This window comes from Pseudothioclava alba, assembly GCF_033100795.1.
Taxonomy (GTDB): domain Bacteria; phylum Pseudomonadota; class Alphaproteobacteria; order Rhodobacterales; family Rhodobacteraceae; genus Pseudothioclava.
The window spans coordinates 446,421-472,901 of record NZ_JAWLVI010000001.1 but is presented as its reverse complement, the minus strand read 5'-3'; the positions used below and the strand labels follow the sequence as shown (position 1 = coordinate 472,901).

At 61.7% G+C, this 26,481-nt stretch carries 29 protein-coding genes and 1 riboswitch; of the genes, 21 read left to right on the top strand and 8 right to left on the bottom strand.

Annotated elements, in window-relative coordinates; genetic code table 11:
• The first annotated feature begins 18 nt into the window (after positions 1-18).
• Together cobO and RYZ20_RS02315 are read left to right on the top strand one after the other, a co-directional pair.
• Complete coding sequence (gene cobO, locus RYZ20_RS02320; protein ID WP_317670258.1) at positions 19-627, top strand: cob(I)yrinic acid a,c-diamide adenosyltransferase; 609 nt, start codon at positions 19-21, stop codon at positions 625-627.
• Positions 627-2,072 (top strand): cobyric acid synthase, encoded by a 1,446-nt coding sequence (locus RYZ20_RS02315; protein ID WP_317670257.1) that lies wholly within the window; start codon positions 627-629, stop codon positions 2,070-2,072. The genes cobO and RYZ20_RS02315 overlap by 1 nt, the downstream gene beginning before the upstream one ends.
• On the opposite strand, the gene cobD is transcribed toward RYZ20_RS02315, so the two are convergent.
• Genes cobD through RYZ20_RS02295 form a run of 4 tightly spaced genes read right to left on the bottom strand, consistent with a single transcriptional unit; the run spans position 2,061 to position 5,345 of the window.
• Positions 2,061-3,050 (bottom strand): threonine-phosphate decarboxylase CobD, encoded by a 990-nt coding sequence (gene cobD / locus RYZ20_RS02310; RefSeq protein WP_317670256.1) that lies wholly within the window; start codon positions 3,048-3,050, stop codon positions 2,061-2,063. The genes RYZ20_RS02315 and cobD overlap by 12 nt on opposite strands.
• 8 nt (positions 3,051-3,058) lie before the next feature.
• Positions 3,059-3,997, bottom strand: a complete 939-nt coding sequence (gene cbiB, locus RYZ20_RS02305; protein WP_317670255.1) for an adenosylcobinamide-phosphate synthase CbiB — start codon at positions 3,995-3,997, stop codon at positions 3,059-3,061.
• Positions 3,994-4,758: a propanediol utilization protein gene (locus RYZ20_RS02300; protein WP_317670254.1), complete on the bottom strand. Its 765-nt coding sequence runs from the start codon at positions 4,756-4,758 to the stop codon at positions 3,994-3,996. The genes cbiB and RYZ20_RS02300 overlap by 4 nt, the downstream gene beginning before the upstream one ends.
• On the bottom strand, positions 4,755-5,345 hold the full coding sequence (locus RYZ20_RS02295) for a histidine phosphatase family protein (RefSeq protein WP_317670253.1): 591 nt from the start codon (positions 5,343-5,345) through the stop codon (positions 4,755-4,757). Before RYZ20_RS02295 ends, RYZ20_RS02300 begins: the two co-directional genes overlap by 4 nt.
• Before the next feature lie 60 nt (positions 5,346-5,405).
• On the opposite strand from RYZ20_RS02295, the gene cobU reads away from it, so the two are divergent.
• The 8 genes from cobU (at position 5,406) to RYZ20_RS02255 (ending at position 13,101) form a co-directional block, all read left to right on the top strand.
• Positions 5,406-5,918, top strand: a complete 513-nt coding sequence (cobU, locus tag RYZ20_RS02290; RefSeq protein WP_317670252.1) for a bifunctional adenosylcobinamide kinase/adenosylcobinamide-phosphate guanylyltransferase — start codon at positions 5,406-5,408, stop codon at positions 5,916-5,918.
• The gene (cobT, locus tag RYZ20_RS02285) at positions 5,915-6,931 is read left to right on the top strand and encodes a nicotinate-nucleotide--dimethylbenzimidazole phosphoribosyltransferase (protein WP_317670251.1); all 1,017 of its coding nucleotides are present in this window, start codon (positions 5,915-5,917) and stop codon (positions 6,929-6,931) included. The genes cobU and cobT overlap by 4 nt, the downstream gene beginning before the upstream one ends.
• Positions 6,928-7,671 (top strand): adenosylcobinamide-GDP ribazoletransferase, encoded by a 744-nt coding sequence (cobS, locus tag RYZ20_RS02280; RefSeq protein ID WP_317670250.1) that lies wholly within the window; start codon positions 6,928-6,930, stop codon positions 7,669-7,671. Before cobT ends, cobS begins: the two co-directional genes overlap by 4 nt.
• 57 nt (positions 7,672-7,728) lie before the next feature.
• Positions 7,729-7,927, top strand: a riboswitch (cobalamin riboswitch).
• A 124-nt stretch (positions 7,928-8,051) separates the two neighbouring features.
• Positions 8,052-9,866 (top strand): TonB-dependent receptor plug domain-containing protein, encoded by a 1,815-nt coding sequence (locus tag RYZ20_RS02275; protein WP_317670249.1) that lies wholly within the window; start codon positions 8,052-8,054, stop codon positions 9,864-9,866.
• Positions 9,853-10,695 (top strand): ABC transporter substrate-binding protein, encoded by an 843-nt coding sequence (locus RYZ20_RS02270; RefSeq protein ID WP_317670248.1) that lies wholly within the window; start codon positions 9,853-9,855, stop codon positions 10,693-10,695. The genes RYZ20_RS02275 and RYZ20_RS02270 overlap by 14 nt, the downstream gene beginning before the upstream one ends.
• 5 nt (positions 10,696-10,700) lie before the next feature.
• Positions 10,701-11,690, top strand: a complete 990-nt coding sequence (locus tag RYZ20_RS02265; protein WP_317670247.1) for a FecCD family ABC transporter permease — start codon at positions 10,701-10,703, stop codon at positions 11,688-11,690.
• Positions 11,687-12,442 (top strand): ABC transporter ATP-binding protein, encoded by a 756-nt coding sequence (locus RYZ20_RS02260; protein WP_317670246.1) that lies wholly within the window; start codon positions 11,687-11,689, stop codon positions 12,440-12,442. The genes RYZ20_RS02265 and RYZ20_RS02260 overlap by 4 nt, the downstream gene beginning before the upstream one ends.
• A complete protein-coding gene (locus RYZ20_RS02255; RefSeq protein ID WP_317670245.1) occupies positions 12,439-13,101 on the top strand; it encodes an adenosylcobinamide amidohydrolase in 663 nt (220 codons plus the stop codon). Before RYZ20_RS02260 ends, RYZ20_RS02255 begins: the two co-directional genes overlap by 4 nt.
• A 180-nt stretch (positions 13,102-13,281) precedes the next feature.
• Here the strand turns inward: RYZ20_RS02255 and RYZ20_RS02250 are convergent, their stop codons facing one another.
• Positions 13,282-14,253 (bottom strand): quinone oxidoreductase family protein, encoded by a 972-nt coding sequence (locus tag RYZ20_RS02250; protein WP_317670244.1) that lies wholly within the window; start codon positions 14,251-14,253, stop codon positions 13,282-13,284.
• A gap of 4 nt (positions 14,254-14,257) precedes the next feature.
• Positions 14,258-14,665, bottom strand: a complete 408-nt coding sequence (locus tag RYZ20_RS02245) for a carboxymuconolactone decarboxylase family protein (protein WP_317670243.1) — start codon at positions 14,663-14,665, stop codon at positions 14,258-14,260.
• A gap of 126 nt (positions 14,666-14,791) precedes the next feature.
• Between RYZ20_RS02245 and rpe the strand changes: the two genes are divergently transcribed.
• The 8 genes from rpe (at position 14,792) to RYZ20_RS02205 (ending at position 21,880) form a co-directional block, all read left to right on the top strand.
• Positions 14,792-15,487 (top strand): ribulose-phosphate 3-epimerase, encoded by a 696-nt coding sequence (rpe, locus tag RYZ20_RS02240; RefSeq protein WP_317670242.1) that lies wholly within the window; start codon positions 14,792-14,794, stop codon positions 15,485-15,487.
• A gap of 89 nt (positions 15,488-15,576) precedes the next feature.
• Complete coding sequence (locus tag RYZ20_RS02235) at positions 15,577-16,485, top strand: MBL fold metallo-hydrolase (protein ID WP_317670241.1); 909 nt, start codon at positions 15,577-15,579, stop codon at positions 16,483-16,485.
• A gap of 133 nt (positions 16,486-16,618) precedes the next feature.
• Positions 16,619-17,173: a thioredoxin family protein gene (locus tag RYZ20_RS02230; RefSeq protein ID WP_317670240.1), complete on the top strand. Its 555-nt coding sequence runs from the start codon at positions 16,619-16,621 to the stop codon at positions 17,171-17,173.
• Positions 17,170-17,835, top strand: a complete 666-nt coding sequence (gene gph, locus RYZ20_RS02225; RefSeq protein WP_317670239.1) for a phosphoglycolate phosphatase — start codon at positions 17,170-17,172, stop codon at positions 17,833-17,835. Before RYZ20_RS02230 ends, gph begins: the two co-directional genes overlap by 4 nt.
• 17 nt (positions 17,836-17,852) lie before the next feature.
• Entirely contained in the window at positions 17,853-18,719 is an 867-nt protein-coding gene (locus tag RYZ20_RS02220; RefSeq protein WP_317670238.1) for an MBL fold metallo-hydrolase, read from the top strand.
• Positions 18,720-18,829: 110 nt separating this feature from the next.
• Positions 18,830-19,255 (top strand): TIGR01244 family sulfur transferase, encoded by a 426-nt coding sequence (locus RYZ20_RS02215; RefSeq protein WP_317670237.1) that lies wholly within the window; start codon positions 18,830-18,832, stop codon positions 19,253-19,255.
• A gap of 22 nt (positions 19,256-19,277) precedes the next feature.
• Complete coding sequence (locus RYZ20_RS02210) at positions 19,278-21,026, top strand: SulP family inorganic anion transporter (protein ID WP_317670236.1); 1,749 nt, start codon at positions 19,278-19,280, stop codon at positions 21,024-21,026.
• 122 nt (positions 21,027-21,148) lie between these two features.
• Positions 21,149-21,880, top strand: coding sequence for a helix-turn-helix transcriptional regulator (locus RYZ20_RS02205; RefSeq protein WP_317671310.1), 732 nt, complete (start codon positions 21,149-21,151; stop codon positions 21,878-21,880).
• Between the two features lie 61 nt (positions 21,881-21,941).
• On the opposite strand, the gene tsf is transcribed toward RYZ20_RS02205, so the two are convergent.
• Both tsf and rpsB read right to left on the bottom strand, forming a co-directional pair.
• The gene (gene tsf / locus RYZ20_RS02200) at positions 21,942-22,820 is read right to left on the bottom strand and encodes a translation elongation factor Ts (protein WP_317670235.1); all 879 of its coding nucleotides are present in this window, start codon (positions 22,818-22,820) and stop codon (positions 21,942-21,944) included.
• 86 nt (positions 22,821-22,906) lie between these two features.
• The gene (gene rpsB, locus RYZ20_RS02195) at positions 22,907-23,662 is read right to left on the bottom strand and encodes a 30S ribosomal protein S2 (protein ID WP_317670234.1); all 756 of its coding nucleotides are present in this window, start codon (positions 23,660-23,662) and stop codon (positions 22,907-22,909) included.
• 253 nt (positions 23,663-23,915) lie between these two features.
• On the opposite strand from rpsB, the gene RYZ20_RS02190 reads away from it, so the two are divergent.
• The 3 genes from RYZ20_RS02190 to RYZ20_RS02180 are packed head-to-tail and all read left to right on the top strand — an operon-like array spanning position 23,916 to position 26,463.
• Complete coding sequence (locus tag RYZ20_RS02190; protein ID WP_317670233.1) at positions 23,916-24,815, top strand: PfkB family carbohydrate kinase; 900 nt, start codon at positions 23,916-23,918, stop codon at positions 24,813-24,815.
• Positions 24,812-25,741, top strand: a complete 930-nt coding sequence (locus tag RYZ20_RS02185; RefSeq protein WP_317670232.1) for a pseudouridine-5'-phosphate glycosidase — start codon at positions 24,812-24,814, stop codon at positions 25,739-25,741. Before RYZ20_RS02190 ends, RYZ20_RS02185 begins: the two co-directional genes overlap by 4 nt.
• 29 nt (positions 25,742-25,770) lie before the next feature.
• On the top strand, positions 25,771-26,463 hold the full coding sequence (locus RYZ20_RS02180) for a DUF502 domain-containing protein (protein ID WP_317670231.1): 693 nt from the start codon (positions 25,771-25,773) through the stop codon (positions 26,461-26,463).
• Positions 26,464-26,481: the final 18 nt, after the last annotated feature.

The window sequence follows — 26,481 nt, the reverse complement described above, 5'->3', positions numbered from 1 at the left end:
CAGAACAGGAATGTCCAGATGACCGACATCAACGAGCGCCACCGCGAAAAGATGAAGAAGATCAAAGCGGCGCGCGACAAGATCATGGCCACCAAGACCGAGGAAAAAGGCCTGATTATGGTCCATACCGGCAACGGTAAGGGCAAATCCTCGTCGGGCTTTGGCATGGTGATGCGCTGCATCGGGCACGGGATGCCCTGCGCGGTTGTGCAGTTCATCAAGGGCAACTGGATCACCGGCGAGGCGCGCTTTTTGAAAGAGCGGTTTGCCGAGGAGTGCCGCTTTGTGATTTCGGGCGAAGGCTTCACCTGGGAGACGCAGGACCGCGAGCGCGACATCGCTGCCGCCCGCGCCGGATGGGAGCAGGCGAAAGTGATCATCCGTGATCCGAAATACCAGTTTGTGCTGCTGGACGAGATCAATATCGCGCTGCGCTACGACTATCTGGATATTGACGAGGTGGTCGGCTTCCTGCTGGCCGAGAAACCCTACATGACCCATGTCTGCCTGACCGGGCGCAACGCCAAGCCGGAACTGCTTGAGGCGGCCGATCTGGTCACCGAGATGACGCTGGTCAAGCATCCGTTCAGCGATGGCGTCAAGGCGCAGCGCGGGGTCGAATTCTGATGCCAGCGATCATGCTGCAAGGGACGGGCTCGAATGTCGGCAAGTCGATGCTGGTGGCGGGCCTGTGCCGTGCAGCACTCCGGCGCGGGTTAAAGGTCGCGCCGTTCAAGCCGCAGAATATGTCGAATAACGCAGCCGTCACCGAAGACGGGGGCGAGATTGGCCGCGCGCAGGCCTTGCAGGCTTGGGCCTGTGGCCTGCGCCCGCACACGGATATGAACCCCGTTCTTCTAAAGCCCGAAACAGACATCGGCGCGCAGGTCGTGGTGCAGGGGCGGCGGCTGACCTCGACCGCGGCGGCAGATTATGCCGCGCTGAAGCCGCGTCTGATGGAGGCGGTTCTGGAAAGCTATCACCGGCTGGCTTCGACCTATGATCTGGTGATTGTCGAGGGCGCCGGAAGCCCCGCCGAGGTCAACCTGCGCAAGAACGATATTGCCAATATGGGCTTTGCCCGTGCGGTTGATTGCCCCGTTATTCTGGTGGGCGATATTGATCGGGGTGGCGTGATTGCGCAGATTGTCGGCTCGCAGGCAGTGCTCGACCATGACGACACCGAAATGATAAAAGGGTTCTTGGTCAATAAGTTCCGAGGCGATGTTCGTCTGTTCGAAGACGGTTATCAGATGATCGCGGATCACACGGGCTGGCAGGGTTTCGGGATTGCGCCTTGGTTTCGCGATGCATGGAAACTGCCCGCCGAGGATGCCGTCGATCTGGGCACGCCGCGCAAGGAGGCGGGGTTCCATATCGTGTGCCTGTGCCTGTCGCGGATTGCGAATTTCGACGATCTGGACCCGCTTGGCCAAGAGCCGGACGTGCGCGTGACCATGCTCGGGCCGGGGCGAGCGATCCCGGCGGATGCTGACCTTGTGGTAATCCCTGGCACCAAATCCACGCGTGGCGATCTGGCGTTCCTGCGCGAACAGGGCTGGGACATCGACCTTTTGTCACATCATCGGCGCGGCGGGCGGATCTTGGGGATTTGCGGTGGTTATCAAATGCTTGGCACCCGTATTTCCGACCCGGACGGGATTGAAGGGCCGGCCGGAACGACCGAGGGCCTAGGGCTTTTGCAGGTTGAAACCGTGATGACCGGCGACAAGCGCCTGACCGAGGTGCGCGCGACCCATGCCGCCACAGGCGCGGGGTTTTCGGGCTATGAGATTCACATCGGACGTTCGGAAGGGGCTGACCGCGCGCGCCCCTTTGCCTTTATCAAGGGCGAGGCCGAAGGTGCGATCTCGGGTGACGGGCGCGTCGCGGGCAGCTATCTGCACGGGATGTTCGCGGATGACAGCTTCCGCCGCGCCTGGCTGAATGGGCTTGGTGTTGAAAGTTCCGGCACCAGCTATGAGGCGGGCGTTGACGAGACGCTGGATGCGCTCGCCGCACATCTTGAGACGCATTGCGACGTCGCGGGGATGCTGGGGCTAGCGCGCTAGCGCGGCCTCCAGCCGCGCCCAAGCCTCAGACGTGCCGGGCAGACCAAGCCGTATCCACTTGGCCGAATAGGGAAAAATCCGCGTCCAGATATGCGCGCGGGCGAGTTGGTTTTGCGCCTCCGTCGCGTCCGGCGCGGCATAGGTGCGAAACAGAACCGTGCCGCCAACCAACTGCCACCCCGCGCGGGCAGCAAGAGCATCAAGTCGCGCGGCCTCGGCGCTCAGTCGGGCTATCGTTTCCGTCTGCCAATCCTGATCATTTAACGCGGCAATCGCGATCTCGATCGCGGGGCCACAGACGGGCCACGGTCCCGCCATCGCCGCAATCCGCGCGGCCAGTGCAGGATGAGCAAGCGCAAAGCCAAGGCGTAGCCCCGCCAGCCCGTAGAACTTGCCAAAGGAGCGCAGCAAAAGGACATTCTCGGGCAGGCGGTCCAATCGCGGCGCAAGCGAAAGCTCGGGCGTCGGGTCGCCAAAGCTCTCATCCACGACCAATAGACCAACGTCTTGCGCCAGATCCGCCAGGAAATCAGGCGGATAGCTGGCGCCGTCGGGGTTGTTCGGGTTCACCACAATCGCGACATCCGCGCCGCGCAGGGCATCGGGATGCGAGACCTCGGTCACGCGCCAGCCAGCCGCGCGCAGTGCGCCTGCGTGCTCGTTATAGGTCGGGGTCAGAACGCGCGCCTCACCAAGCGGGCGCAGGTAGGGGACGATCTGGATTGCGCCTTGCGCTCCCGCAAGCGCAACTACCGGTGCATTCGTGCGATAAGCCACCTGCGCCGCCTGACACAGCGCCGCCATATCCGATTTTCGAGGCAGGGCGTTCCAGCGGTCGGCGGGAATGTCCGGCACGGGGTAGGGCTGCGCATTGATCCCCGTGGACAGGTCCACCCAATCTTCGGGCGCACCGCCAAAGCGAAGGATTGCGGCATCCAGATTGCCGCCGTGGTCACGAGGGGAAGACGCGTTTGTCATGGGATGGGTTAAACCAGTGCAAGCCCCGCCAAGGCAAGGGCAGTTATCGCCAGTGCACGCAAATACAGGCGCAGCGCGGCGGTCAGGGTTTCGGGCGTGGGATCGGGTGCGCCTTCGTTCAGCCAAGGTTCGGGCGAAATGCCGGTGTCGTAGATGCGCGGGCCGGAAAGACGGATATTCAGCGCCCCCGCCATCGCGCCTTCGGGCCATCCCGCATTGGGCGAGCGATGCGCGCGCGCGTCGCGCAAAATCGTGCGAACCGCGCGGCGCAGGCCCACGCCAGAAGCCAGCGCGAAAAGCAGCCCGCTTGCCCGCGCGGGCAGCAGGTTTACCAGATCGTCCAGTCGCGCAGCCGCTTTGCCGAATGCCTCGTATCGGTCGTTCCGGTGGCCGATCATCGAATCCATCGTGTTGATCGCCTTATAGGCCGCGATTCCCGGAAGCCCCGCGACGCCCCCCCAGAACAGGGGTGCAATAATCCCGTCCGAAGTGTTCTCGGCAAGGCTCTCGATCGCGGCGCGCGCTACGCCCGGCTCTTGTAAATGCTGCGGATCGCGCCCGACGATCATCGAGACCGCAAGCCGCGCGCTCTCCAGATCGCCCTGCGAGAGCGGGCGGGCGACGGCGGCGACATGGGTATACATCGCGCGCGCGGCAATCAGTGGCCACGCCAGAATAGAGGCCAGCACAAGGCCCGCCCAACCGTCAGGCAAAAGCGACTGGATCGCCCACGCGGGTAAGGCGGCGGCCAGAACGACAATGGCAACCGTCGCAGCGCCAGAGATCAGGCGACGCGCGCGGGTGCCTTTGTTCAGCCTGCGCTCGCACGCCGAAATCAGTCGGCCAAGCCATGTCACCGGATGCCCGATCCGCGCGAAAACCGCGTCCGGCCAGCCGATTGCGGCGTCGATCAGCAACCCGCCCAACATGATCGCGGCGAAACTCATGGGGAAACTCCGGTCTTAAATTGCAGGACGCCGGTCAGCCCCGCGTCGGTCAGCGCGGCGATGGCGCGCGGGGGCGCGGCGCCTTTGGCAAAGACAAGCCCGCGCGCCGATCCGGTATGGGCGCGCACGATGCCAAGGGCACCAAGATCAGCGCAGAGTGCCGCCATCGGATCAGGCGCGTGATCGCGGCGCGCCGCGCGAGATGCGGATTCGGTGGCGACCCGCGCGCAACTCACCAGATCATGCGCCGCAACGGCAGTTTTCCACGCGGCCGCGAGATCGGAAATGTCGTCGAAATCGGTATTGCGCGGGTCAGTCGGGACAGGCGACCCCCAATAGCCACCGACGATTTCGCAGGCAGGCGGCGGCAAGAGGTGGTCCAGAATACGCCCCTCGCGCGAGGCCCACAAAAGGCTATCGGGCGCGTCGAACATCAGCGGGTCGCTCGCCCCTTCAGTCGCCAGACATGCGCGCGCCAATCGCTCGGGCGGGCCAGCGTATCCGGCCAGACGCGCCAGCGCGACCAGCGTCGCGGTCGAGGCTCCGGCACCTGCGCCAAGCGGCATATCAAGGGTGATGCACGCGGTGACAGGAGCGACCCCTAATGCGGCAAAGAACGGGTCAAGATCCGGCGACTCGTCCCCGGCCGTCGCGTGCGCGCAAAGGGCAGGGCAGGCGAGCGTGACAAGCGCTACCGGCCCCGATGGCCCCATACGCCCCTGAAGCCACTCGCCGAAATGGCCTGCCACGCGGACCGTCACGCGAAGCCCCTGTTCGTGCAGATGATGCTGAACCCGCCCGTGGGCAAAACGCGCAGGCGGGTCATGGAAAACGGCGCGACCTCGAAGGCGAGGCCCGCCGCGACATCGCCCAAAGCCAGCGCGAGGGCCGCGCGGATGACGCCTGCGTGCACGACCAGACAAACGGGGCTATTCTCGGCCAGAGAGCGGGCTGCGTAATCAGCCAAAGCAGGGTGGGTTCGGGCGCAAAGATCGGCGAAACTTTCGCCTTCGGGCGGGCGAACCGATGCCAGTTCGGCATTGGTCAAAAGCCCCAAATCGGGGAGATCGCGAAAAAACATCCCCTCCTGCGCGCCAAAATCCTGCTCCCACAGGCGCGCATCATGCGGCATTTCGCCCCTCGCGGGCCAAATCGCGGCGGCGGTTTGGCGGCAGCGCAGGGCGGGGCTTGTGGTGATTGAAGAAACGACCGTAAGCCATTCTTGTGCAGCAGAAATACCGCATCCATCCAGCAGCGCGCCCACATCCGTGCGCCCGCACAAACGACCGCCATGATCGGCAGGCGCATGGCGGATCAGCACAAGCTCCGGCCCTTCGAAAACTGGCATTTGCGCATTTGGCATTTAGGCGCTTCCCTTCGCGAACGGATTTTGCTTTGTCACGGGGTTATGAAAAAGTCGATACTCATCACAGGTGGCGCGCGCTCGGGGAAATCCACGCTTGCCGAACGTCTGGCGCTGCAAGGCGGGCAGGGCGCGGTCTATATCGCGACCGCTCAGGCCTTTGACGACGAGATGGAACAGCGCATCGCCGAGCATCAGGCGCGGCGAGGTCCGGAATGGCGCACGATCCAGGAACCCTTCGATCTTGTGGGTGCCTTGTCGGAAAGTGACGGGAATTTGCCGCGTCTTGTGGATTGCCTGACCCTCTGGCTGACTAATCTGATGCTTGCAGAAAACGACTGGCGCGCCGAGGCCGCACGGCTGACAGCGGCACTCAAGGTGCAAAAAGCGCCGGTGATTTTTGTTACGAATGAAGTGGGTGCAGGTATCGTTCCCGAAAACAGGCTGGCCCGCGATTTCCGCGACGCGGCAGGCTGGCTCAATCAGGCCGTCGCGGAGGCCTGTGACGAGGTTTACCTTTGTGTCGCGGGCTACCCAATCAAGGTGAAACCACAATGAGCATTCTCGTCGATCTGAAATCCCTCTCCGATCTTTTGCCGCTGGCCAAGCTGTTGCCGGTGGCGGATGCCGCCGCGATCGAAGGCGCGAAAGAGCGTCAAAACACGCTGACCAAGCCGCCGGGGTCGCTGGGGCGGCTGGAGGATCTGGCTGTGTTCATGGCGGGCTGGCAGGGCGTGGAAAAGCCGCAGATCACCAAGGCGCAAGCCGTTGTTTTCGCCGGAAACCACGGGATTTGCGCGCAAGGTGTGAATCCTTATCCGCAAGAAGTCACCGTGCAGATGGTCGCGAATTTCAGCGCAGGCGGGGCGGCGATCAACCAGCTTTGCCGCGCATCGGGAGCTGATCTTTCGGTCGTGGCGCTTGATCTGGACACCCCCACCGCCGATTTCACAACCGCGCCCGCGATGACCGAGGCAGAGACGCTGGACGCGATGCGCCGCGGCGCCGAAGCCGTGCAGCACGACGCGCAGGTTCTGGTTCTGGGCGAGATGGGCATCGGCAATTCGACCGTGGCTGCCGCCTTGGCGCTGGCGTGCTTTGGTGGCGAGGCCGCTGAATGGGTTGGCCGTGGCACCGGATCGGATGCGGCGGGCAAGGCGCTGAAAGCGCAGGTGATCGCGAAAGGCGTGGCGCTTCACGCAGGCGCAAAGGGCGGCGCGATTCTGGCGACTCTTGGCGGGCGCGAGCAGGCGGCGATTTGTGGCGCGGTGCTTGAGGCGCGCGCGAACCGTATTCCGGTGATCCTTGACGGGTTCATCTGCACCGCCGCCGTGGCGCCGCTTTATGCCATCGACCCGGCGCTTCTGGACCACTGCGTCGTGGGCCATGTCAGCACCGAACCGGGGCACGCGAAGCTGCTGTCGGCGATGGAGAAAGAGCCGATCCTGTCGATGCGCATGGCGCTTGGTGAAGGGTCTGGCGCAGCGCTCGCACTTGGTGTGCTGCGCGCGGCTTTGGAATGTCACAACGGCATGGCGACCTTTGCCGAAGCCGGAGTGTCCGACGCATGAGCCTGCCCCGCGCCCGTTTCGATCAGTTTCGACTGGCGATGATGCTGCTGACGCGGCTGCCGGTCGGGCGGATTTCGGGCGCGGTGCCTGCGATGGATAAGGCGCGATGGGCCTTTCCGCTGGTCGGGCTTGTGATCGGGGGCATTGGCTGGGGCGTTTTCGCGGCTGCGGTCACGTTCGGCCTCTCGTCAGTGATCGCGGCGATTCTGGCGCTGTTGGCCACGGCTCTGGCCACCGGCGGGATGCATTTCGACGGGCTGGCGGATTTCGCCGATGGCTGGGGTGGCGGCTCTGACCGCGCCCGCACGCTAGAGATCATGCGCGACAGCCGGATCGGCAGCTATGGCGTGCTGGCGCTGATTCTGTTTTCGGCGCTTTTGGCGGCTGGCATCTCCGAGGTCGCCAGCGCCACTGCATTTCTGCTTGCGGGCGTCGGCAGTCGCCTTGCGATGCTTTTGGCGCTGGTCTTTATGCCGCCCGCGCGCGCCGACGGGCTTGGCCGGATGGCGGCCGGGAAGGGCGAGGCCAGCCTGATCGCAGGCACCCTTGTCTGCGCCGTTCTGGTCATATTGGCAGGCACCACAGGCGCATTTGCCCTGATCGGTGCGGGGCTTGCGATGATCGTGATCGGCCACAGCGCCACCCGCCGGATTGGCGGGCAAACGGGCGATGTTCTGGGCGCGATCCAGCTTGCAAGCGAAACCGCGATCTGGATTTTCCTCGCCACCAGCGCGCACTGACGTTTTCTGCGCGACTTGTGTCGCCCTTCGCGCTTGACGCTTCGCCCCCCGTAACGGTATTCACAGCCCAGCTTCGGTTCCGGCGGCTTCGCCGGTTCAAGGGAACTCCGGTGCACCCCCAAGGGTAATTCCGGGACTGCCCCCGCAACTGTAAGCGGCGAGAGATGGCGTTTTTGGCCACTGGGTTTCGGCCCGGGAAGGCGCGCCAGATCGACGACCCGCGAGTCAGGAGACCTACCGCAGCGATCACCCTTGTCCGGCGCGGGGCGCGCATGGGCAGCGGTTCGTCCGCAGTGGTGACAGCCACCATCTGCGGGGGATTTCCCTCTCGGATTTTCTGTTACTTCGGGCCTTGTTCGGCCCATCCTGAGGGAAGACAAATGAAAACCCTGACCGCCGCCCTTCTGGCGACCACCGGCCTTGTGATGGCCGCACCCGCCTTCGCGCAAGAGGTCTATAACCTCGACGAAATCACTGTTTCCGCGAACCTTGAAGAGACCGCGAAAGCACGTTCCGGCGCGACCGTGACTGTCGTGACCGAGCAGGATCTGCAAGAGGCGGGCGATACCCGCGTGGCCGATTACCTGTCGCGCATTCCCGGTGTGTCGATGGCAAGCTCGGGCCCGATCGGCACCACCGGGTCGCTTTATGTGCGCGGCACGCCAAGCCAATACGTCGCAGTTCTTGTCGATGGGATCGACGTAGGCGACGCGGCTGCGGGGCAGGGGTCGTTCGACTTCGGTGGGTTGACCACCGCTGACATCAGCCGGATCGAGGTCCTCAAGGGTTCGAACGCGGCCCTTTATGGCTCGCAGGCTGTCGCCGGTGTGATCAACATCACCACCAAGCGCGCCAAAGACATCGGCACCGAACAATCCGTCGCCGCCGAGCTTGGCAGCTACCGCACCCGCAAGCTCAGCTATTCGCTCGCCACCAAAACCGAAACCGGCGAGGTGGCACTGACCTATTCGCATATGATGACCGACGGATTCTCGGCTGCGGATGAAAACGACGGCAACTTTGAGGCCGATGGCTACCGCGCCAACCGCCTGAGCTTCTACGGCGAACATTCTATCGCACCGGGCGTAACGCTAGGTCTGACCGGCTTTGTCGAGGATAGCCGCGGTGCGTTTGACGAATCTGCTTATGATTCTGTTAAAGGTTCTTATGTTCCCGTCGATGGCACCACGGGCGACGATTACACCATCCGCGACAGCAACGGCCTGCGCGCATTTGCCGACATTTCGGCGGGCGGGATCGACCACAAGATCGAACTGAGCCGCTATCAGATGAACCGCGACAGCTGCTCGAACGGCTGGTGCGACGATTTCCACTCGACCCGCGGCAAGCTACGCTATCAAGGTGCAACCGATCTGGGCGCGAACGGGCGTCTGGTCTTCGGTGCCGAGACAGAGCGCGAAAAGGCGCATGGAGCCTCGACGCAGCTGAACAGCCTGTTTAGTGAACTGACCTATGCGATCACGCCGCAGTTCGACGTGACCGCCTCGGCCCGCTATGACCACCACAGCGATTTCGGCGCCTTCAACTCGGGCCGTCTCGCGGCAGTATACCGCTTCTCGGATGACCTCTTGGTGCGCGCCTCCGCTGGCAACGGCTTCCGTGCCCCCTCGCTTTATGAGCTTTACGGCCCCTATGGCGACACGAGCCTCGCCCCCGAAGAATCGAAAACGGCCGATCTGGGCATCGAAAAGAGCTTTGGCGACAAGGGCAGCATCAGCGCCACGGCCTTCTGGCTGGAAGCAACCAACCTGATCGGCTGGAACCGCTCTTCCGGCAGCTATGGTCAAATCTCGGGCAAATCGCGGCGCAGCGGGCTGGAACTTGCGGGCAGCTACGCGCTAAGCCAGCGGATCGAACTGGGCGGCAACTACACCTACACCGACAGCTCGGTCTCGACCGGCTGGTCGGCGGTTGAACGCCACAACCTGTCGGTTTACGCGAAGGCGCAGATGTCCGATGATGTGTCGGGTATGCTTTCGGTGCAATATGTTGCGGATCGACCTGATGCTCTTAGGGAATTCGCCGTGGCGAATGCGATGCTGACCTATGCGATCGACGCCGACAAAGAGGCCTATCTGCGCGTCGAAAACCTGTTCGATACCGAATATCAACTCAACGACAGCTACGGCACCTCGGACCGCGCCTTCTATGTTGGGGTTCGTGCGTCGTTCTAAGCGCATAATCGCGGGGCTGGCGCTTGTCGCGGGCCTCGCTTTGCCTGCTGCGGCCGATCAGCCGCAGCGGGTGGTTTCGATCAACCTGTGCACCGATTTGCTGGCGATGCAGCTTGCGGCGCCGGGGCAGTTGGTGTCGGTGTCGAACCTCGCTGCCGATCCGCATAGCTCTGTTATGGCCGAGGAGGCCGCCGCTTATCGGGCGAATTACGGGTTGGCGGAAGAGGTGTTTTTGCTCAAACCCGATCTGGTTCTGGCAGGCGAATATACCGCGCGCGCAACCACCAGCCTGCTGGAGCGGCTTGGCGTTCCGGTGGTCAAATTCGCGCCTGCGACCTCGCTGGACGATATTCCCGCACATCTGGAGCGGATGGGCGCGGCGCTTGGCCGTGAGGCCGAGGCGCAAGCGATGATCGAGGCGTTCAACGCGGATCGCGCGGCTTTGGCTCCTACGGGCGACGAGTTGCGCCCGCTGGCAGCAATGTATTACGCGAATGGCTATAGCACGGGGCTGAATACGCTCTCTGGCAAGGTTCTGGATGCGGCGGGGTTTCGCAATGTTGCCGCCGAGGCAGGGCTGTTGCGCGGTGGCAACCTGCCGCTTGAGGTGCTGATTATGGCCGCGCCCGATATGGTGATCCGCGGCAACCGCTATCCGGGGCAGTCACGCTCTGAGGATATTCTGGACCATCCGGCGCTGGCGCGTTTGGGGGCGTCGCCCGCAGCGCCCATTCTGGCAGACCGCGACTGGATTTGCGGCACACCGCGCATTCTTGAGGTGGTCTCAAGGCTGACAGAGGCCCGCAGCGCCTTGGAGAAAATCAGATGAACTCTATGCGCTATAGCATTCTGATTGCATTGCTTTTTATATTGGTGGCCTGCCTTTTCGCAGGATCGCTGCTGATTGGTCCCGCTGCGATTGGCCTGAATGCCTCGATTGCGGCGCTGTTTCATGGCGAGGGCGAAATGGTTACGCTGGTTATGCGCGAAGTGCGCCTGCCGCGTGCAATCCTGGGCGCACTGGTTGGCGGCGCGCTTGGGTTGTCCGGCGCCGCGTTGCAGGGGCTTTTGCGCAACCCTCTGGCCGAGCCGGGACTGATCGGCACCTCGTCGGCAGCGGCGCTTGGCGCGGTGATCACGATCCAGACGGGGCTGTCTGCGGCCTTCGCTTTGGCGCTGCCACTGGCGGCGCTGGCGGGCGCACTGATTTCCGTCGGGCTGATCCTGTTGCTCGCGGGACCGCGCGGCACGATCCTGACGCTTATTCTGGCGGGGATCGGGCTTTCGGCGCTGGCTACTGCGTTCACCTCTCTGGTTCTGAACCTCTCTCCGAACCCCTTTGCGGCCAGTGAAATCATGTTCTGGATGATGGGGTCTCTGGCGGATCGCTCGATGCTGCATGTGCAACTGGCGCTGCCTTTCATGGTGCTTGGCGCGGCCATCATGGCGCGCGCGGGCGGCGGGCTGAAGGCGCTGACACTGGGCGAGGATGCCGCTACCTCGATGGGGGTGAATGTGACGCGGCTGCGCATCTTGCTGGTCGTGGCGACGGCCTCGCTGGTGGGGGCGGCTACGGCGGTGGCGGGCGCCATCGGCTTTGTCGGGCTGATTGTGCCGCATCTGCTGCGCCGCGCGGTCGGCGCGAACCCGACACGGCTGCTATGGGCCTCGGCACTTGGCGGCGCGGCGGTGATATTGGCCGCCGATATAGCGGTGCGGATCATAGCGCCCGATCGTGACCTGAAGCTGGGTGTGCTGACCGCGCTTGTCGGGGCGCCATTCTTCCTGAACCTGATCCTGCGGACACGGAGGGAAACTGCATGAACGCGCTTCTGGCTCTGGAAAACATTAGTATTTTTCGTGGCCCGTGTCCTGTCGTCAGCGGTGTCACGCTGCAGGTCGGGGCAGGGGAGTTCGTTGGCCTTCTGGGGCCGAATGGTGCGGGAAAAACAACCTTGATGCGCGGCGTGCTTGGGCTGGTGCCGGCATCGGGGCGAAATTCGCTGATGGAGCATACCCCTGAAGCGCGCGCCCGCATGGCCGCCTTTCTGCCGCAGGAGCGCGAGATCGCCTGGCCAATGCCTGCGCAGGACGTTGTCGCGCTCGGGCGCATGGCTCATCCGCAGGCTTCAGCCCGGAAGAACCGGCAAGCGATTGAAAATGCAATAGAACGGATGGGGCTTGGTGCGCTGCGTGAGCGTGCGGCAACCCAGCTTTCGGGGGGAGAAAAAGCGCGGGTGCTGATCGCGCGCGCGCTTGCTCAGGAAGCGCCTTTATTGATCGCAGACGAGCCGACGGCGGGGCTTGATCCGGCGGCGCAAATCGCTGTTATGGATGTGTTTCGCGCGCATGCCGGAGAGGGTGGCGCGGTTCTGGCCTCGCTGCATGATCTTGGGTTGGCGGCGCGCCATTGCACGCGGCTCGTCCTGCTGCTCAAGGGGCAGATCGTCGCGAATGGCACCCCTCAAGAGGTGTTGACCGAAGAAAATCTTGCGCGTGTTTTCCATCTTCGCGCGCATGTAGAATGGCATGCGAGCGGAGTGATTTTCCAACCTTTATCGGTGATTGATGCATGAAGTTCATCTGTGATAAACCGTGGCTGAAAGCCGATTTGGGAGGGCTGTTCGAGGTCTTGTCATGGGCGCCATATCGTCCCGGTTTTGTTCAGGCGTCTGAAATCTGGTGGCGCGAAGTGCGCAACGAGGATCTGACCGAAAATTTCGATGCAATCCATTGGTTAAAAACAGAAATTACATCTTGCGACCCCGTGGATTGCGTGTGTTTCCTGACGTCGAGGGATGTGTTACTCCATCATTTTTCCAGCGCAACAGTCGAGGGAATACGCGTCGACACTCTGGCTACCGTCGGGTTGGGGAACGTTGAGGCCGTAGGTTCAAGACGCGGCAAGAGCAGCGGCTTCGGGACCATCAATATCGCCACGCAAGTGCATGTTAACATGAGTGAAATGGCAAAGATTGAGGCGCTTACGATTATTGCGGAGGCCAGAACCGCTGCTATAATGGAAACGGAAATCACACTGCCTGAAGGGCGAGCGACCGGCACTGGAACAGACTGTATAGCGCTCGCATCTGCTATCGACGGCGAGCGGCACGACTACGCGGGATTACACACGGCACTGGGCGAGGCAATCGGGAAATCTGTGCGCGAGACGGTTCTTGCAGGCGCCAAATCCTACCAGCCAAATTTGCCGCGCTTAAAATCCCGCAGGGACTGATGGCCCAAGACCCGTAGCGACGTTTTCCGCTATCTCAGTTTCATCATTTGCCGTTTCTTGCGCCAACTGGGTAATGGCGCGACCGCCAACATAAGTCCGATAATCAATATTATGTCACCGTCACGTGCTATCGAGCTTAATTTTCACCGCATAAGCAACTGATAATACGCACGAATACATTCACGGAACCAGAACCGTGCTTCCTGTCGATGCGCGCCCCTCTAGAGCAACATGCGCCGAAGCAACGTCTTCGAGCGCAAAACGTGCCCCGAGTTCGATCTTCACTTCGCCAGATGAAATGACCTTGAACAGATCCGAGGATGCCTGCTGCAACCACCCCGGTCGCGCGATGTGCTGAAAAACCGTCGGCCGCGTCAGGCGCAACGAACCAATGGCGAGATCGTTGATTTTGAAATCATCCGCCGGGCCGGAACTTTGGCCGAAGCACACAATCGTTCCAAATCTTTCCAGAACCTTCAAAGACTTGGAGACTGTATCTTTCCCAACTGAATCATAGACAGCGGCCACTCCGGCACCGTTTGTTATTTCCATTACGCGCGCGACGAAATCCTCGTTACGGTAATCAATCGCGTGCTCGTAGCCGTGATCCTTGGCGAGCGCGCATTTCTGCGGGCCTCCAGCCGTGCCGATGGTATGCACGCCGCGCGCCTTGAGCCATTGCCCCGCGATCAGCCCGACGCCTCCCGCGGCAGCATGGAAAAGAACTGTTTCTCCGACACTTGCGGGATAAGAGTGATGTATCAGATAATGCGCGGTCAGACCCTTTAGCATAGAGCCTGCTGCAAGCTCATCTGGAATATCATCAGGCAATTCCACCACGAGCGAAGCAGAAATCACGCGGTGCGTTGCATAGGCTCCGTTCGGCGTGACATAGGCGACGCGCTGACCAACGCGCAGCGAAACCCCCTCGCCCACGGCTTCGATCACGCCAGCCGCCTCGGAGCCGGTGATCAGATCGCGCTCGACGGGCCACGGATAGGCACCGGTGCGGAAGTAAACATCAATGAAATTCAAACCGATAGCGGTGTGACGGATCAGAACTTCACCTACTTTTGGTTCGGGCGGATCAATCGTTATCCGGTGCAGTTTCTCGACGCCGCCGGGCTGGGAAATCACGATTGCATAGGCCATTGGATCAGTCCTTTTCACGGCGGAACGCATCATCGACGGGGATGCGCAGCGCATTAAGCAGATGGTTGGTTTTTCCCGCCGAGGCCACGACGCGCAGAAGATCGGCGTATTCCGCCTCGGTCATGCCTTTGGCGCGTGCGGCGGCAGTATGGGAATGGGTGCAATATTCGCAGGAATTTGCAACGGAAACAGCAACATAAATCATTTCCTTGATCTTGGGATCAAGGGCTGACGGTGTTGCCATGATCTCTTTGACCTCGCGCCATGTGCTTTCCAGAAGCGCCGCGTCAAAGGCCAGATAGCGCCAGATATTGTTGATGAAATCGCTGCCTCGGGTCGCTCGTATGTCATCGAAAACCGCTTTGACACGCGGATCGGATTCAGGATCGGGATGCGGTGAAACGGTCGCCATGGTGCCCTCCTTCGGCGCGGTCAGGATGTCAGGGCGCCCTGCCCTCGTCAATCGTCCGGCTTGCGTAGCGCGGCACAATGAGGGAAAGAAGGAAAAAGCCCACCTCCAGCGCCCGGACACTACGCCATGACTGACTTTAACCGCTCCATCAAAATTGCCCCGTCGATCCTGAGCGCCGACTTCGCCAACTTTGGCCAGGAAATTCAGGCGATCGAGGCGCAGGGTGCGGACTGGGTTCATGTCGATGTGATGGACGGGCATTTCGTGCCGAACCTGACCTTCGGGCCGCCTGCGGTCAAAGCCTTCCGCCCGCACGTCAAAACCTTCATGGACGTGCACCTGATGATCGCGCCGGTCGACCCCTATATCGAGGCTTACGCCGAGGCTGGCGCCGATATGATCACCGCCCATGTCGAGGCTGGCCCGCATATCCACCGCACGCTTCAGGCGATCAAGGCGCAAGGCGTGAAGGCGGGTGTTTCGCTTAACCCCGGCACACCGCTTGAGGCGATCGAGCATGTGATGGACCTGGTGGATATGGTTCTGATCATGACGGTGAACCCCGGGTTTGGCGGGCAGAAGTTCATCCACTCGGGCGTTCAGAAAACCCGCCGCTGCCGTGAAATGATCGGTGACCGTCCGATTCATATCCAGATCGACGGCGGCGTGACGGTCGAGACCGCGCCCTTGGTTGCGGCTGCTGGCGCTGATGTGCTTGTGGCGGGTTCTGCGGTCTTCAAAGGCGGCTCGGTCTCCTCTCCCGAGGTTTATGGCGCCAATATCCGTGCGATCCGCGAGGCGGCCACGGCGGCGCAGCGCTGAAATCTTTCGGGCAAGCGGAACCATCGCTTGCCCATCCCGGAACCGTCGTTCATATTCGCATGATTGAATGCTTGTAGGGAGGACAGGCCATGCACTTCACGCGACGGACGATTCTGCGCAATTCTCTGGCATTGGGGGCGGCAAGCCTGCTGCCGCTGCGCAGCTTTGCGGCGCAATCGCTCGAAACGGCCACTGCGCGTCTTGATACGCTGTCGGATGGCAACCTTGTTCTGCCGCTGGCCTTTGTCTCGCCCGAGGCAGGTGTCGAAGCGAAGCTGGCGGAACTTGGCATCACCGGCCCGCAAGTAGAGCCGCCCTGCAACGTCACGCTCTATCGCGACGGCACGAACACGGTTCTGTTCGACGTTGGCGCCGGTCCCGATTTCATGCCGAGCGCAGGCAAGTTGCATGAGGCGCTCGATACGATCGGGGTTGCTCCCGAAGAGATTACCCACGTCGTCTTTACCCATGCTCATCCCGATCACCTTTGGGGCGTGCTGGATGATTTCGACGAGCCGCTGTTTGCCAATGCGACCCATTTGATTGGCCGCGCCGAACTTGACTATTGGGCAAACCCCGAGACCGCGAACACCATAGGCGAGGCCCGCAAAACCTTTGCCGCCGGAGCCTTCCGCCGCCTTGAAACCCTTGCCGACATGCTCGTAACTTTCGAGGACGGCGAAGAGATCATTCCGGGCGTCGGTGCGCGCGCAAGCCACGGCCATACGCCCGGACATATGGCGTTTGAAATCCGTCAGGGCGGCCTTGCGGCGATGGTGGTTGGCGACGCGATTGGCAACGACCATCTGGCCTTCGCCGTGCCCGGATGGATTTCCGGCTCGGATCAGGACGCCGAGATGGGGATTTCGACGCGCAAGGGGCTTTTGGCCGAACTCGCTACCTCGGGTATGCCTCTGATCGGCTATCACCTGCGCGAGGGCGGTATCGGGCGTGTTGATACTGCGAACGGCGCTTACCGGTTCATCCCCGAAGCGTAACCCCCGCCCTGCTCTCTCCGGTAAAAATTGCCGCGAGCGTATCGACATTTGTGCCAAACTGGCCGAGGTTCGGAATGCTCGCGGACGATCCTTGACCCTTGGATCGCCACCGGAACAAAAAAGGGAAACGCCTATGGCTGTCTCGCCGCCCGTATGTGATTTTGGCTGGAAAGCCCCTGATTTCAGGCTCGGGGCGACGGATGGCAATATCTATAGCCTGAACGACATTCAGGGACCAAAAGGCACCCTGATCATGTTCATCTGCAACCATTGTCCCTATGTCCTCTCGATCCTCGACCGGATATTGCGCGACGCAGAGGCGCTTCAGGCTGCAGGCATCGGGGTGGCAGCGATCTGTTCGAACGATGCCCAAAGCTACCCCGAGGACGGCTTTATGAATATGGTGCGGATCGCGCGCGAAAAGCGGTTTTCCTTCCCCTATCTGTGCGACGACACCCAAGAGGTCGCGCGCGCCTATGACGCGATTTGCACGCCAGATTTTTACGGCTTCAACGCCAAAGGTGAGCTACAATACCGTGGGCGTCTGGATGCCTCGGCGCGGCAAGCCGGACCTGAGGACGCCAGGCGCGAGCTGTATGAGGCGATGATACAAGTCGCCGAAACCGGCGAAGGCCCACGCGAACAGATCGCCTCGATGGGCTGTTCGATCAAATGGAAAGACGCATGAGCCAACCTGCCATTATCTTTGACCTGGACGGCACGCTGATCGACAGCGCGCCTGCGATCCACGCGGTCAGCAACCTTGAACTTGGTGTGCGCGGGCTGCCGCTTTTGCCGCTAGAACGTGTGCGCGGGTTTGTCGGGCGCGGGGTGCCGCATCTGGTGCGCTGTTTGCTCGAAGCCTCGGGGCAAGACCCTGACGGTCCGCTGCATGCCGAGGTGTGCGAGAGCCTTTTGGCGCGCTACGAACACCAGCTTGAGGGCAACACGCTTTACCCCCGCGCGCTGGATGCGCTGCACGCGCTGAAAGAGGCTGGCCACCGCCTTGGGCTTTGCACCAACAAGCCTCTGGCGCCCACGCGCGCCGTGCTGGAGCATCTGGATATTGCGCCCTTGTTTTCTTCGGTCATCGCGGGTGACAGCCTCGCGACACGTAAACCGAACCCCGAAATGCTGCACCAATCTATCCGCCAACTTGGTGGCACGCGGGCAATCTATGTCGGCGATTCCGAGGTCGATGCCGAAACCGCGAAAACCGCTGGCGCGCCCTTCGCACTTTATACCGAGGGCTATCGCAAGACCGATGTCCACGCCCTATATCACGATGTGGCGTTCTCGAATTTCGCTATGCTGCCGGGGATCGTCTCCCGTTGGCACTGGCACGAGTGATTGAAACGGAGGTTCCGATGTCCCGACCCGATGTGAAAGCCTTTTTCGACGAGGCGACTTTCACCGTGACCTTTGTTGTCACCGATCCGGGTTCGACTGCCTGCGCGATTGTCGATAGCGTGCTGGATTTCGATTATGCCTCGGGGCGCACGGATACCCGCTCGGCTGATGCGGTGATCGCCTATGTGCAGGAAAACGCGCTTGAGGTCGCATGGATTTTGGAAACCCATGTCCACGCCGATCACCTCTCGGCCGCCCCCTATCTGCAAGAGCGGGTCGGCGGCAAGATCGGCATCGGCGACCGGATCAAGGTCGTGCAGGATACCTTCGGCAAGATTTTCAACGAGGGGACCGAGTTCCAGCGTGACGGCTCACAATTCGACAGGCTTTTCGTCGAGGGCGACCGTTTTCAGGTCGGCGCCCTGCAAGGCCGTGTGCTGCATACCCCAGGCCATACCCCCGCTTGCCTGACCTATGTCATTGAAGATGCGGCTTTTGTTGGCGACACGCTCTTCATGCCCGACTACGGCACGGCGCGGTGTGATTTCCCTGGCGGCTCTGCCGAGGTGCTTTACGATTCAATCCAGAAAATCCTTTCCCTGCCCGACGAGACCCGCATTTTCGTGGCGCATGATTACAAGGCACCGGGGCGCGAGGAGTTTGCATGGGAAACCACCGTCGCCGAGGAAAAATCCCGCAACATCCATATCGGCGGCGGCACTTCGAAAGAGGATTTCGTCAAGATGCGCACCGCGCGCGACGCGACCCTCGATATGCCCAAGCTGATTATTCCTTCGCTTCAGGTGAATATGCGTGCTGGCCAGATGCCACCGCCCGAGGATGACGGCAAAACCTACCTGAAAATTCCCGTGAACGGGATTTGAGGCGTTTTTCGCTCTTGCGCGCTCACGCGGCGCAGGGTTTTCTGTGTCTCTGTTGCCCGATGGTGGCAGGGAATGACGCGCCGGAACAGGCCGCGTGAGGAGAGAGCAGTATGGACCTTCGGCACCTGACGCCAGAGATGGCGGTCGCGCCCCAGATCACCCCCGAGGACGTGGCCGAGGCTGCGGCGATGGGCTTCAAAACCCTGATCGACAACCGGCCCGACGAAGAGATCACGCCTGATCTTTCGGCTGATGCGATGCGCGCGGCCTGTGAGGCGGCGGGAATGGCCTTTTACCACCTGCCCTATTATCCGGGCGAAATGACTGCTGAACTGATCGCGGATTTTGAGGCGGCTGTCGGAGAATGTCCCGCCCCCGTTCTGGCCTATTGCCGCTCTGGCACGCGCAGCTCGCACCTTTGGGCGATGAGTCAGGCGGGCAAGATGCCGATCGAGGAAATTGTGCAGCGCGCGGCGAAATGGGGCTATGACCATGCGCCGCTGGTGCCGCTTTTGATCCATCACGGACAACATTAACAACAGCATACAGGCGCCTGATTTGAAAAAGTATTTCCCGATACTGACATGGGCGCCTAACTATAGCCGCACGACATTCGAGGCCGATCTCGTGGCGGCTGTGATTGTGACGATCATGCTGATCCCGCAGTCCTTGGCCTATGCGCTTTTGGCCGGATTGCCGCCCGAGGTCGGGCTTTACGCCTCAATCATCCCGCTTGTCGCCTATGCTGTCTTTGGCACCTCACGCGCTTTGGCGGTTGGCCCCGTGGCGGTGGTCTCGCTGATGACAGCCGCGAGTGTGGGCGAACTGGCCGCCAAAGGCACGCCCGAGTATCTGGGCGCGGCAATTGTACTGGCGTTCCTGTCGGGGATTTTTCTTTTGGCGATGGGGGTGTTACGGCTCGGGTTTATTTCGTCGTTTCTTAGCCATCCGGTCATTTCAGGCTTTATTTCGGCGTCGGGCATCCTGATTGCGGCGAGCCAGATCAAGCATCTCCTGGGTGTGCAGGCGAATGGTAAGACCCTGCCCGACATTGTCGCCAGCCTGATTGCCTCACTCGATCAGATCAATCTGTTGACGCTGATGACTGGCATCGGCGCGACAGCATTTTTGTTCTGGTCACGCAAAGGCTTAAAGCCGCTTCTTAAAGCAAAAGGTGTGTCGGATCGGCTTTCCGGTCTTGCGCTGCGGGCCGCGCCCGTGACGGCGGTTGTCGCGACGATCCTGCTGAGCTGGGGGTTTGATTTCGCGGGGCTTGGCGTGCGGATCGTGGGAGAAGTGCCGCGCGGGCTGCCAGTGCCCTCGCTCCCGCCCTTCGATCTTCGGCTCTGGCATGAACTTGCCCTGCCCGCCTTGCTGATTTCCGTCGTGGGGTATGTCGAGACGATCTCGGTCGCGCAGACACTTGCCGCGAAGCGCCGCCAGCGCATCGACCCAGATCAGGAGCTGGTCGCGCTTGGTGCCTCGAATATCGGCTCGGCACTGTCGGGCGGGTTTCCGGTGACGGGCGGGTTTGCGCGCTCGGTGGTGAATTTCGATGCCGGCGCCGAGACCCCCGCGGCAGGCGCGTTCACCGCGATCGGCATGGCGACAGCAACGCTCGTTCTGACCCCCGCGCTTTACTTCCTGCCGCAAGCGACCCTCGCCGCGACCATCGTTGTGGCGGTGCTCTCGCTTGTTGATCTGCGTGCGATCCGGCGGACCTATGTCTATTCCCCCTCGGATGCGGCCGCGATGATCGCGACGATTGTCGTGACCCTTCTTTTCGGCGTCGAGACCGGCATTTCGGCGGGGGTTGGGCTGTCGATCCTGCTCCATCTTTGGCGTTCATCGCGCCCGCATTACGCGATTATGGGGCAAGTTCCGGGGACCGAGCATTTCCGAAATATCCTGCGCCACCGCGTCGTGACCACGCCCGAAGTCCTGTCTATACGGGTGGATGAAAGCCTCTGGTTTCCGAACGCGCGGTTTTTGGAGGATACAATCTCCGATCAGGTCGCGGCCAATCCCGATCTGCGCCATGTCGTGCTGAATTGCCCCGCGATCAACTTTATCGACGCCTCTGCGCTTGAGGCGCTTGAGGCGATCAACGAGCGCTTACGCGACGCTGGCGTCTACCTGCACCTCTCCGAGGTCAAAGGGCCGGTGATGGATCGCCTTGTCCGCTCGGATCTGATTACGCATATGACCGGCAATGTCTATCTGACGCATGTCGATGCCCTGGCACGGCTCGCCCCTGAACTGACGTCCCAAACCCTGCGTCAAAACAGGACAGAAACCGCTCGTTAAGGTTTCCCCTTGCGTAACTCTTTCCAATCAGGCCATGTCTGACCTAAGGTTAATGCACACGGGCAGAGTTTTTGTTCCTCCGCGCGTGCTTAGGGTGTGCGATGATTAGATATTTAGAATAGATTGTTCAGCAAAAAGAGGTCGAGAGCGCATGGAAACTGCATTGCGCGCGGATGGACCATTATGGCTTTGATCGTCTTTTATACGCCTTCACCCGCTTCCACCGCCTGGCCGCCTTCGGGCATTTGGATGATATGCTTATACTAAGCAACCATGATCCTGACTATCTGGAGCACTATATCAGCGACGGAATTTTCGAAGACGCCCCGATGGTCAAATGGGCTGCGGCCCATGAGGGTGCCTGCTCCTGGAACTGGGTCGAAGAGCGGCGCCAGAGCGGGCAGCTGACCCCGCGCGAGGTGGAGTCTATCCGGTTCAACCTCGACCATGATGTTCGTGCGGGCTATTCCATCGCCTTTCCCGACACCACCACGCGCAAGGGTGGTATCGGACTTTGCGCGAGAAAAGGTATAAGCCAGCGTGACGTCGAAGAAATCTGGGCGGAATACGGGCGCGAGATCATCTTGCAGAACACCGTTTTTCACCTTCAGGTCTCGTCGATGCCGCATGTGAAGAACACGCTTTCGGCCCGCCAGCGCGAGGCGCTTGAAGGGGTGGCCAATGGCAAGACGCTGGTTGAAATTGCCGAATTGATGGGGCTTTCGGTGCCGACGATCGAGAAGCACCTGCGCCGCGCGCGCGAGGTTCTGGATGTCGAAACCACGGCTCAGGCAGTGCTGAAAGCCTCGGTTCAGCAGCAGATTTTCAACCGCCGCCCGACCGAGACAACCTGACCTACCCAAACGAAAACGCCGCCCAAAGGGGCGGCGTTCCGTTCGTCTGATCGAAGAAAGATCAGGCGCCAGCCATGGTCTTGGCGACCTCGGCGGCGAAATCTTCTTCTTTCTTCTCGATGCCTTCGCCGACTTCCATACGGATAAAGCCGGTGATCTCGGCGCCAGCGTCTTTCGCGGCCTGACCGACGGTGATGTCGGGGTTCATGACGAACTGCTGGTTCAGCAGGGTCACTTCGGCAACGAATTTCTTCATGCGGCCTTCGATCATTTTCTCGATCACAGCTTCGGGCTTGCCCGACTCGCGTGCGATGTCGATCTGGATCTGGCGCTCTTTCTCGACCACGGACGGGTCAAGATCGGCTTCCGACAGCGCAGCCGGGTTGGTCGCAGCAATGTGCATCGCGACTTGCTTGCCGATACCGTTGTCAGCGCCTTTGACCGCGACGAGAACGCCGATTTTGCCCATGTCGGTTGCAGCAGCGTTATGGACGTAGGAAACGACAACGTCGCCTTCCACACGAGCCATGCGGCGCAGCGTCATGTTTTCACCGATCACGGCGATAGCGTCGGTGATAACCTCAGCAACCGATTTGCCATTCAGAGCAGCCGCAGCCAGCTCTTCGGTGGTGTTCGCGCCAAGCGCGGTGGTTGCGATGCTCGAAACCATCTTCTGGAAGTCGGCGTTTTTGCCAACGAAGTCGGTTTCCGAGTTCACTTCAACCGCGACGCCAACGCCACCGTTCACTGCGACGGCAACAAGGCCTTCAGCAGCAACGCGGCCAGCTTTTTTCGCAGCTTTCGCGAGGCCTTTGGTGCGCAGCCAGTCAACCGCGGCGTCCATGTCGCCATCGGTCTCGGTCAGCGCTTTTTTTGCGTCCATCATGCCTGCGCCAGTCGACTCGCGCAGTTCTTTCACCATTGCAGCGGTAATCGCCATTGGGAAACTCCTCGAATTTGTCAGTGTCGGAGGCGGATTTCACCGCCTCCTCATGTCATCCGTGTGACGCCAGAGCGTCGGTCCGATTACTCGGCGATCTCTTCTTCGACCGGAGCTTCTTCAAGAGCACCGAGGTCAACGCCAGCTGCGCCCATCTGGGCTTCCATGCCCGAGAGAGCCGCGCGAGCGACGAGGTCGCAGTAGAGGCCGATTGCACGAGCTGCGTCGTCGTTGCCCGGGATGACGTAGTCAACGCCAGCCGGCGAGCAGTTGGTATCGACAACAGCCACAACCGGGATACCAAGCTTCTTGGCTTCCGCGATGGCGAGGTCTTCTTTGTTCACGTCGATGACGAACAGCAGGTCCGGCAGGCCGCCCATTTCGCGGATGCCGCCGAGCGAGGCTTGCAGTTTGATCTGCTCGCGTTCCATGTGGAGACGCTCTTTCTTGGTCAGGCCTTCAGCGCCCGAAGCCATGCGCTCGTCGATTTCTTTCAGACGGTTGATCGACTGCGAAACGGTTTTCCAGTTGGTCAGCGTGCCGCCGAGCCAGCGGTGGTTCATGTAGAACTGCGCGCATTTTTCAGCAGCGTCAGCGATCGGCTGTGCAGCCTGACGCTTGGTGCCGACGAACAGAACGCGGCCGCCTTTGGCAACGGTTTCACGCACGACGTTCAGAGCCGCGTCCAGCATCGGGACGGTCTGGGTCAGGTCGAGAATGTGGATGCCGTTACGCTCACCGTAGATGAACTCGCCCATGCGGGGGTTCCAACGCTGAGTCTGGTGACCAAAGTGAACGCCAGCTTCGAGCAGCTGACGCATGGAGAAATCGGGAAGCGCCATGTCCATTTCCTTTCCGGTTTGCGCCTGAGCGGAGGATTTGAGAGCAATGCCCCAACCGGTGGACCTGACGGGGATGTCTCCCCCGAAGGCCCGCCTCCGCCTGTGAAGTGCGCGCCCTTTAGCCCGTATCTGTGCCCCTTGCAACCCCAAGATACGGCAAATTCGCCTGTATTTAAGGGAAAGCTGCCCGCAATCGCAAATTGGTGCGACGAAAGGGCTTGCGCAGGGCAATCCGCGCAGGCACTGAAAGGCTATGACACCGCTAACACCCGATATTCTCTGCATTGGTTCGGTCCTTTGGGACATCATCGGGCGCGCGCCTGTGCATATGCGGGCGGGCTCGGATGTGCCGGGGCGGATTTCGCGGGTTCCGGGCGGCGTAGCGATGAATATCGCGATGACGCTGGTGCGGCTGGGGATGCGTCCGGCGATCCTGACCGCGATCGGGCGCGACCGTCAGGGCGACGACCTGATCGAGACCGCGCAGATGCTCGGGATCGGGTGCGACTATCTTTACAAATCCGACGATCTGCCGACCGACCGCTATATGGCGATCGAGGGCGCGAACGGGCTGATCGCGGCGGTGGCGGATGCGCATTCGCTGGAACATGCGGGCGACAAGATCCTGCGACCCTTGGCCGATGGTCGCTTGGGCAGCACGGATGCGCCCTGGCGCGGCCTTGTGGCGCTGGACGGCAATCTGACCGAGGCGCTTTTGGGGGAAATCGCGCGCTCGCCCCTTTTTGCCGCCGCCGATCTGCGCGTGGCGCCCGCCAGCCCCGGCAAAGCCGAGCGCCTGACGCCCCTTTTGCGTGCTCCGAATGCGACGCTTTATGTCAACCTCGAAGAGGCGTCGCTTTTGGCCCATACCGAGTTTGCCACCGCGACCGAGGCCGCCGAGGGGCTTCTGACCCAAGGCGCGCGCCGCGTGCTGGTAACCGATGGCGGGCGCGCGGCGGCTGATGGTGTTGCGGGCGCGGGCGTTGTGACGCAAGCCCCGCCTTCGGTGATGGTGACGCGCGTGACCGGCGCGGGCGATACGTTTATGGCCGCGCATATCGTGGCAGAGTCGCGTGGCACCCCGCGCGATGCGGCCCTTGCCAAAGCCTTGTCCGCTGCTGCCCTTTATGTTTCCGGAGAGCTTGTTTCATGATCCCCCTGCCCCTGCGTTTCTCTGCCGAAGTCACCCGCGCCAGGGCCGATGGCCGCCCCATTGTCGCGCTGGAATCCACCATCATCACGCATGGGATGCCCTATCCGCAGAACCTTGAAACCGCCCGCGCGGTCGAGGCCGAAGTGCGCGCCGCAGGTGCCGTTCCCGCGACAATCGCGGTGATGGGCGGGCATATCCATATCGGTCTGGATGACGCCGAGCTGGAAACGCTTGCGCAGGCTACAGGCGTGATGAAGCTCTCGCGCGCCGATCTGGCCGTGTGTCTTGCCACGGGGCGCACCGGGGCGACCACGGTTGCCGCGACGATGATCTGCGCGCATCTGGCGGGGATTGCGGTTTTCGCAACGGGCGGCATTGGTGGCGTGCATCGCGGCGCGGAAACCAGCTTTGACATATCGGCCGATCTGGCGGAACTGGGCAAGACGCCCGTGACCGTCGTCGCTGCCGGCGCCAAGGCCATTCTGGATCTGCCCAAAACCCTTGAGGTGCTTGAGACCGAGGGCGTGCCGGTCATCGCCTACGGGCAGGACGAGTTTCCCGCCTTCTGGTCGCGCTCCTCGGGGCTGGCGGCGCCCTTGCGCGCCGATAGTGCCGCTCAGATCGCGCAGGCCCATCTTATGCGCGCGCGCCTTGGTCTGGCGGGCGGGCAGCTTGTCGCGAACCCGATCCCGCCTGAGGCCGAGATCCCCCGCGCCGAGATCACCCCCGTCATCGAACAGGCACTGGCAGAGGCCGAGGCTGCGGGCATCGCCGCCAAGGCCGTGACGCCCTTCCTGTTGCAGCGGATTTTCGAACTGACCGAGGGGCGCTCGCTGGCGTCGAATATCGCGCTTGTTCTGAATAACGCGCGCCTTGCCGCCGAAATCGCGGCGCGGATCGTTGAACAGCCCCGCCGCTGTGCCTAAATAATCCGCACCCAAGCCCCGAGCCCAAAATGACCGACTCCCCCGAAGACCACCCGCCCCGCAAGAAAAACCGCCTTGGCGGGCTGCGATCGTCCTTTTTGACGGGGCTTGTCGTTGTGGCCCCCGTCGGGCTGACGCTGTGGCTGATGTGGACGGTCGCGGGCTGGGTCGATGGCTGGGTGCTGCCGCTGGTGCCGGCCGAATTCCGCCCCGAGCGTTATATCGGTGTGAACCTGCGCGGCATCGGAGTGGTGATCTTCCTGATCTTCACCGTGATTGTGGGCTGGTCGGCCAAAGGTCTTTTCGGACGCGCGCTGATCCGTCTGGGCGAAAGCATCGTCGACCGGATGCCCGTCGTGCGCACCGTCTATTCCGGCCTCAAGCAGATCGCGGAGACGGTGTTCAATCAGGGCGAAGAGAAATTCGACAAGGCCTGCATCATCGAATACCCGCGCCCCGGCCTGAAGGCGATTGCCTTTGTGTCGTCCTCGGCCAAGGGTGAGGTGGCGGCATTGGCCGAAAATGGCGACCCGCTGATCTCGGTATTTTTGCCGACGACGCCGAACCCGACCTCGGGGTTCCTGCTGTTCGTGCCAAAATCGCAGATCACCTATCTGGAGATGTCAGTCGAAGATGCGGCCAAGCTGATTATTTCGGCCGGGTTGGTCTATCCTAACGAGAAACACGCCGCCGAAGCTATTGCTTCTACTGTGAAAAAGTAAAGGGGCCGAAGCTCCCTT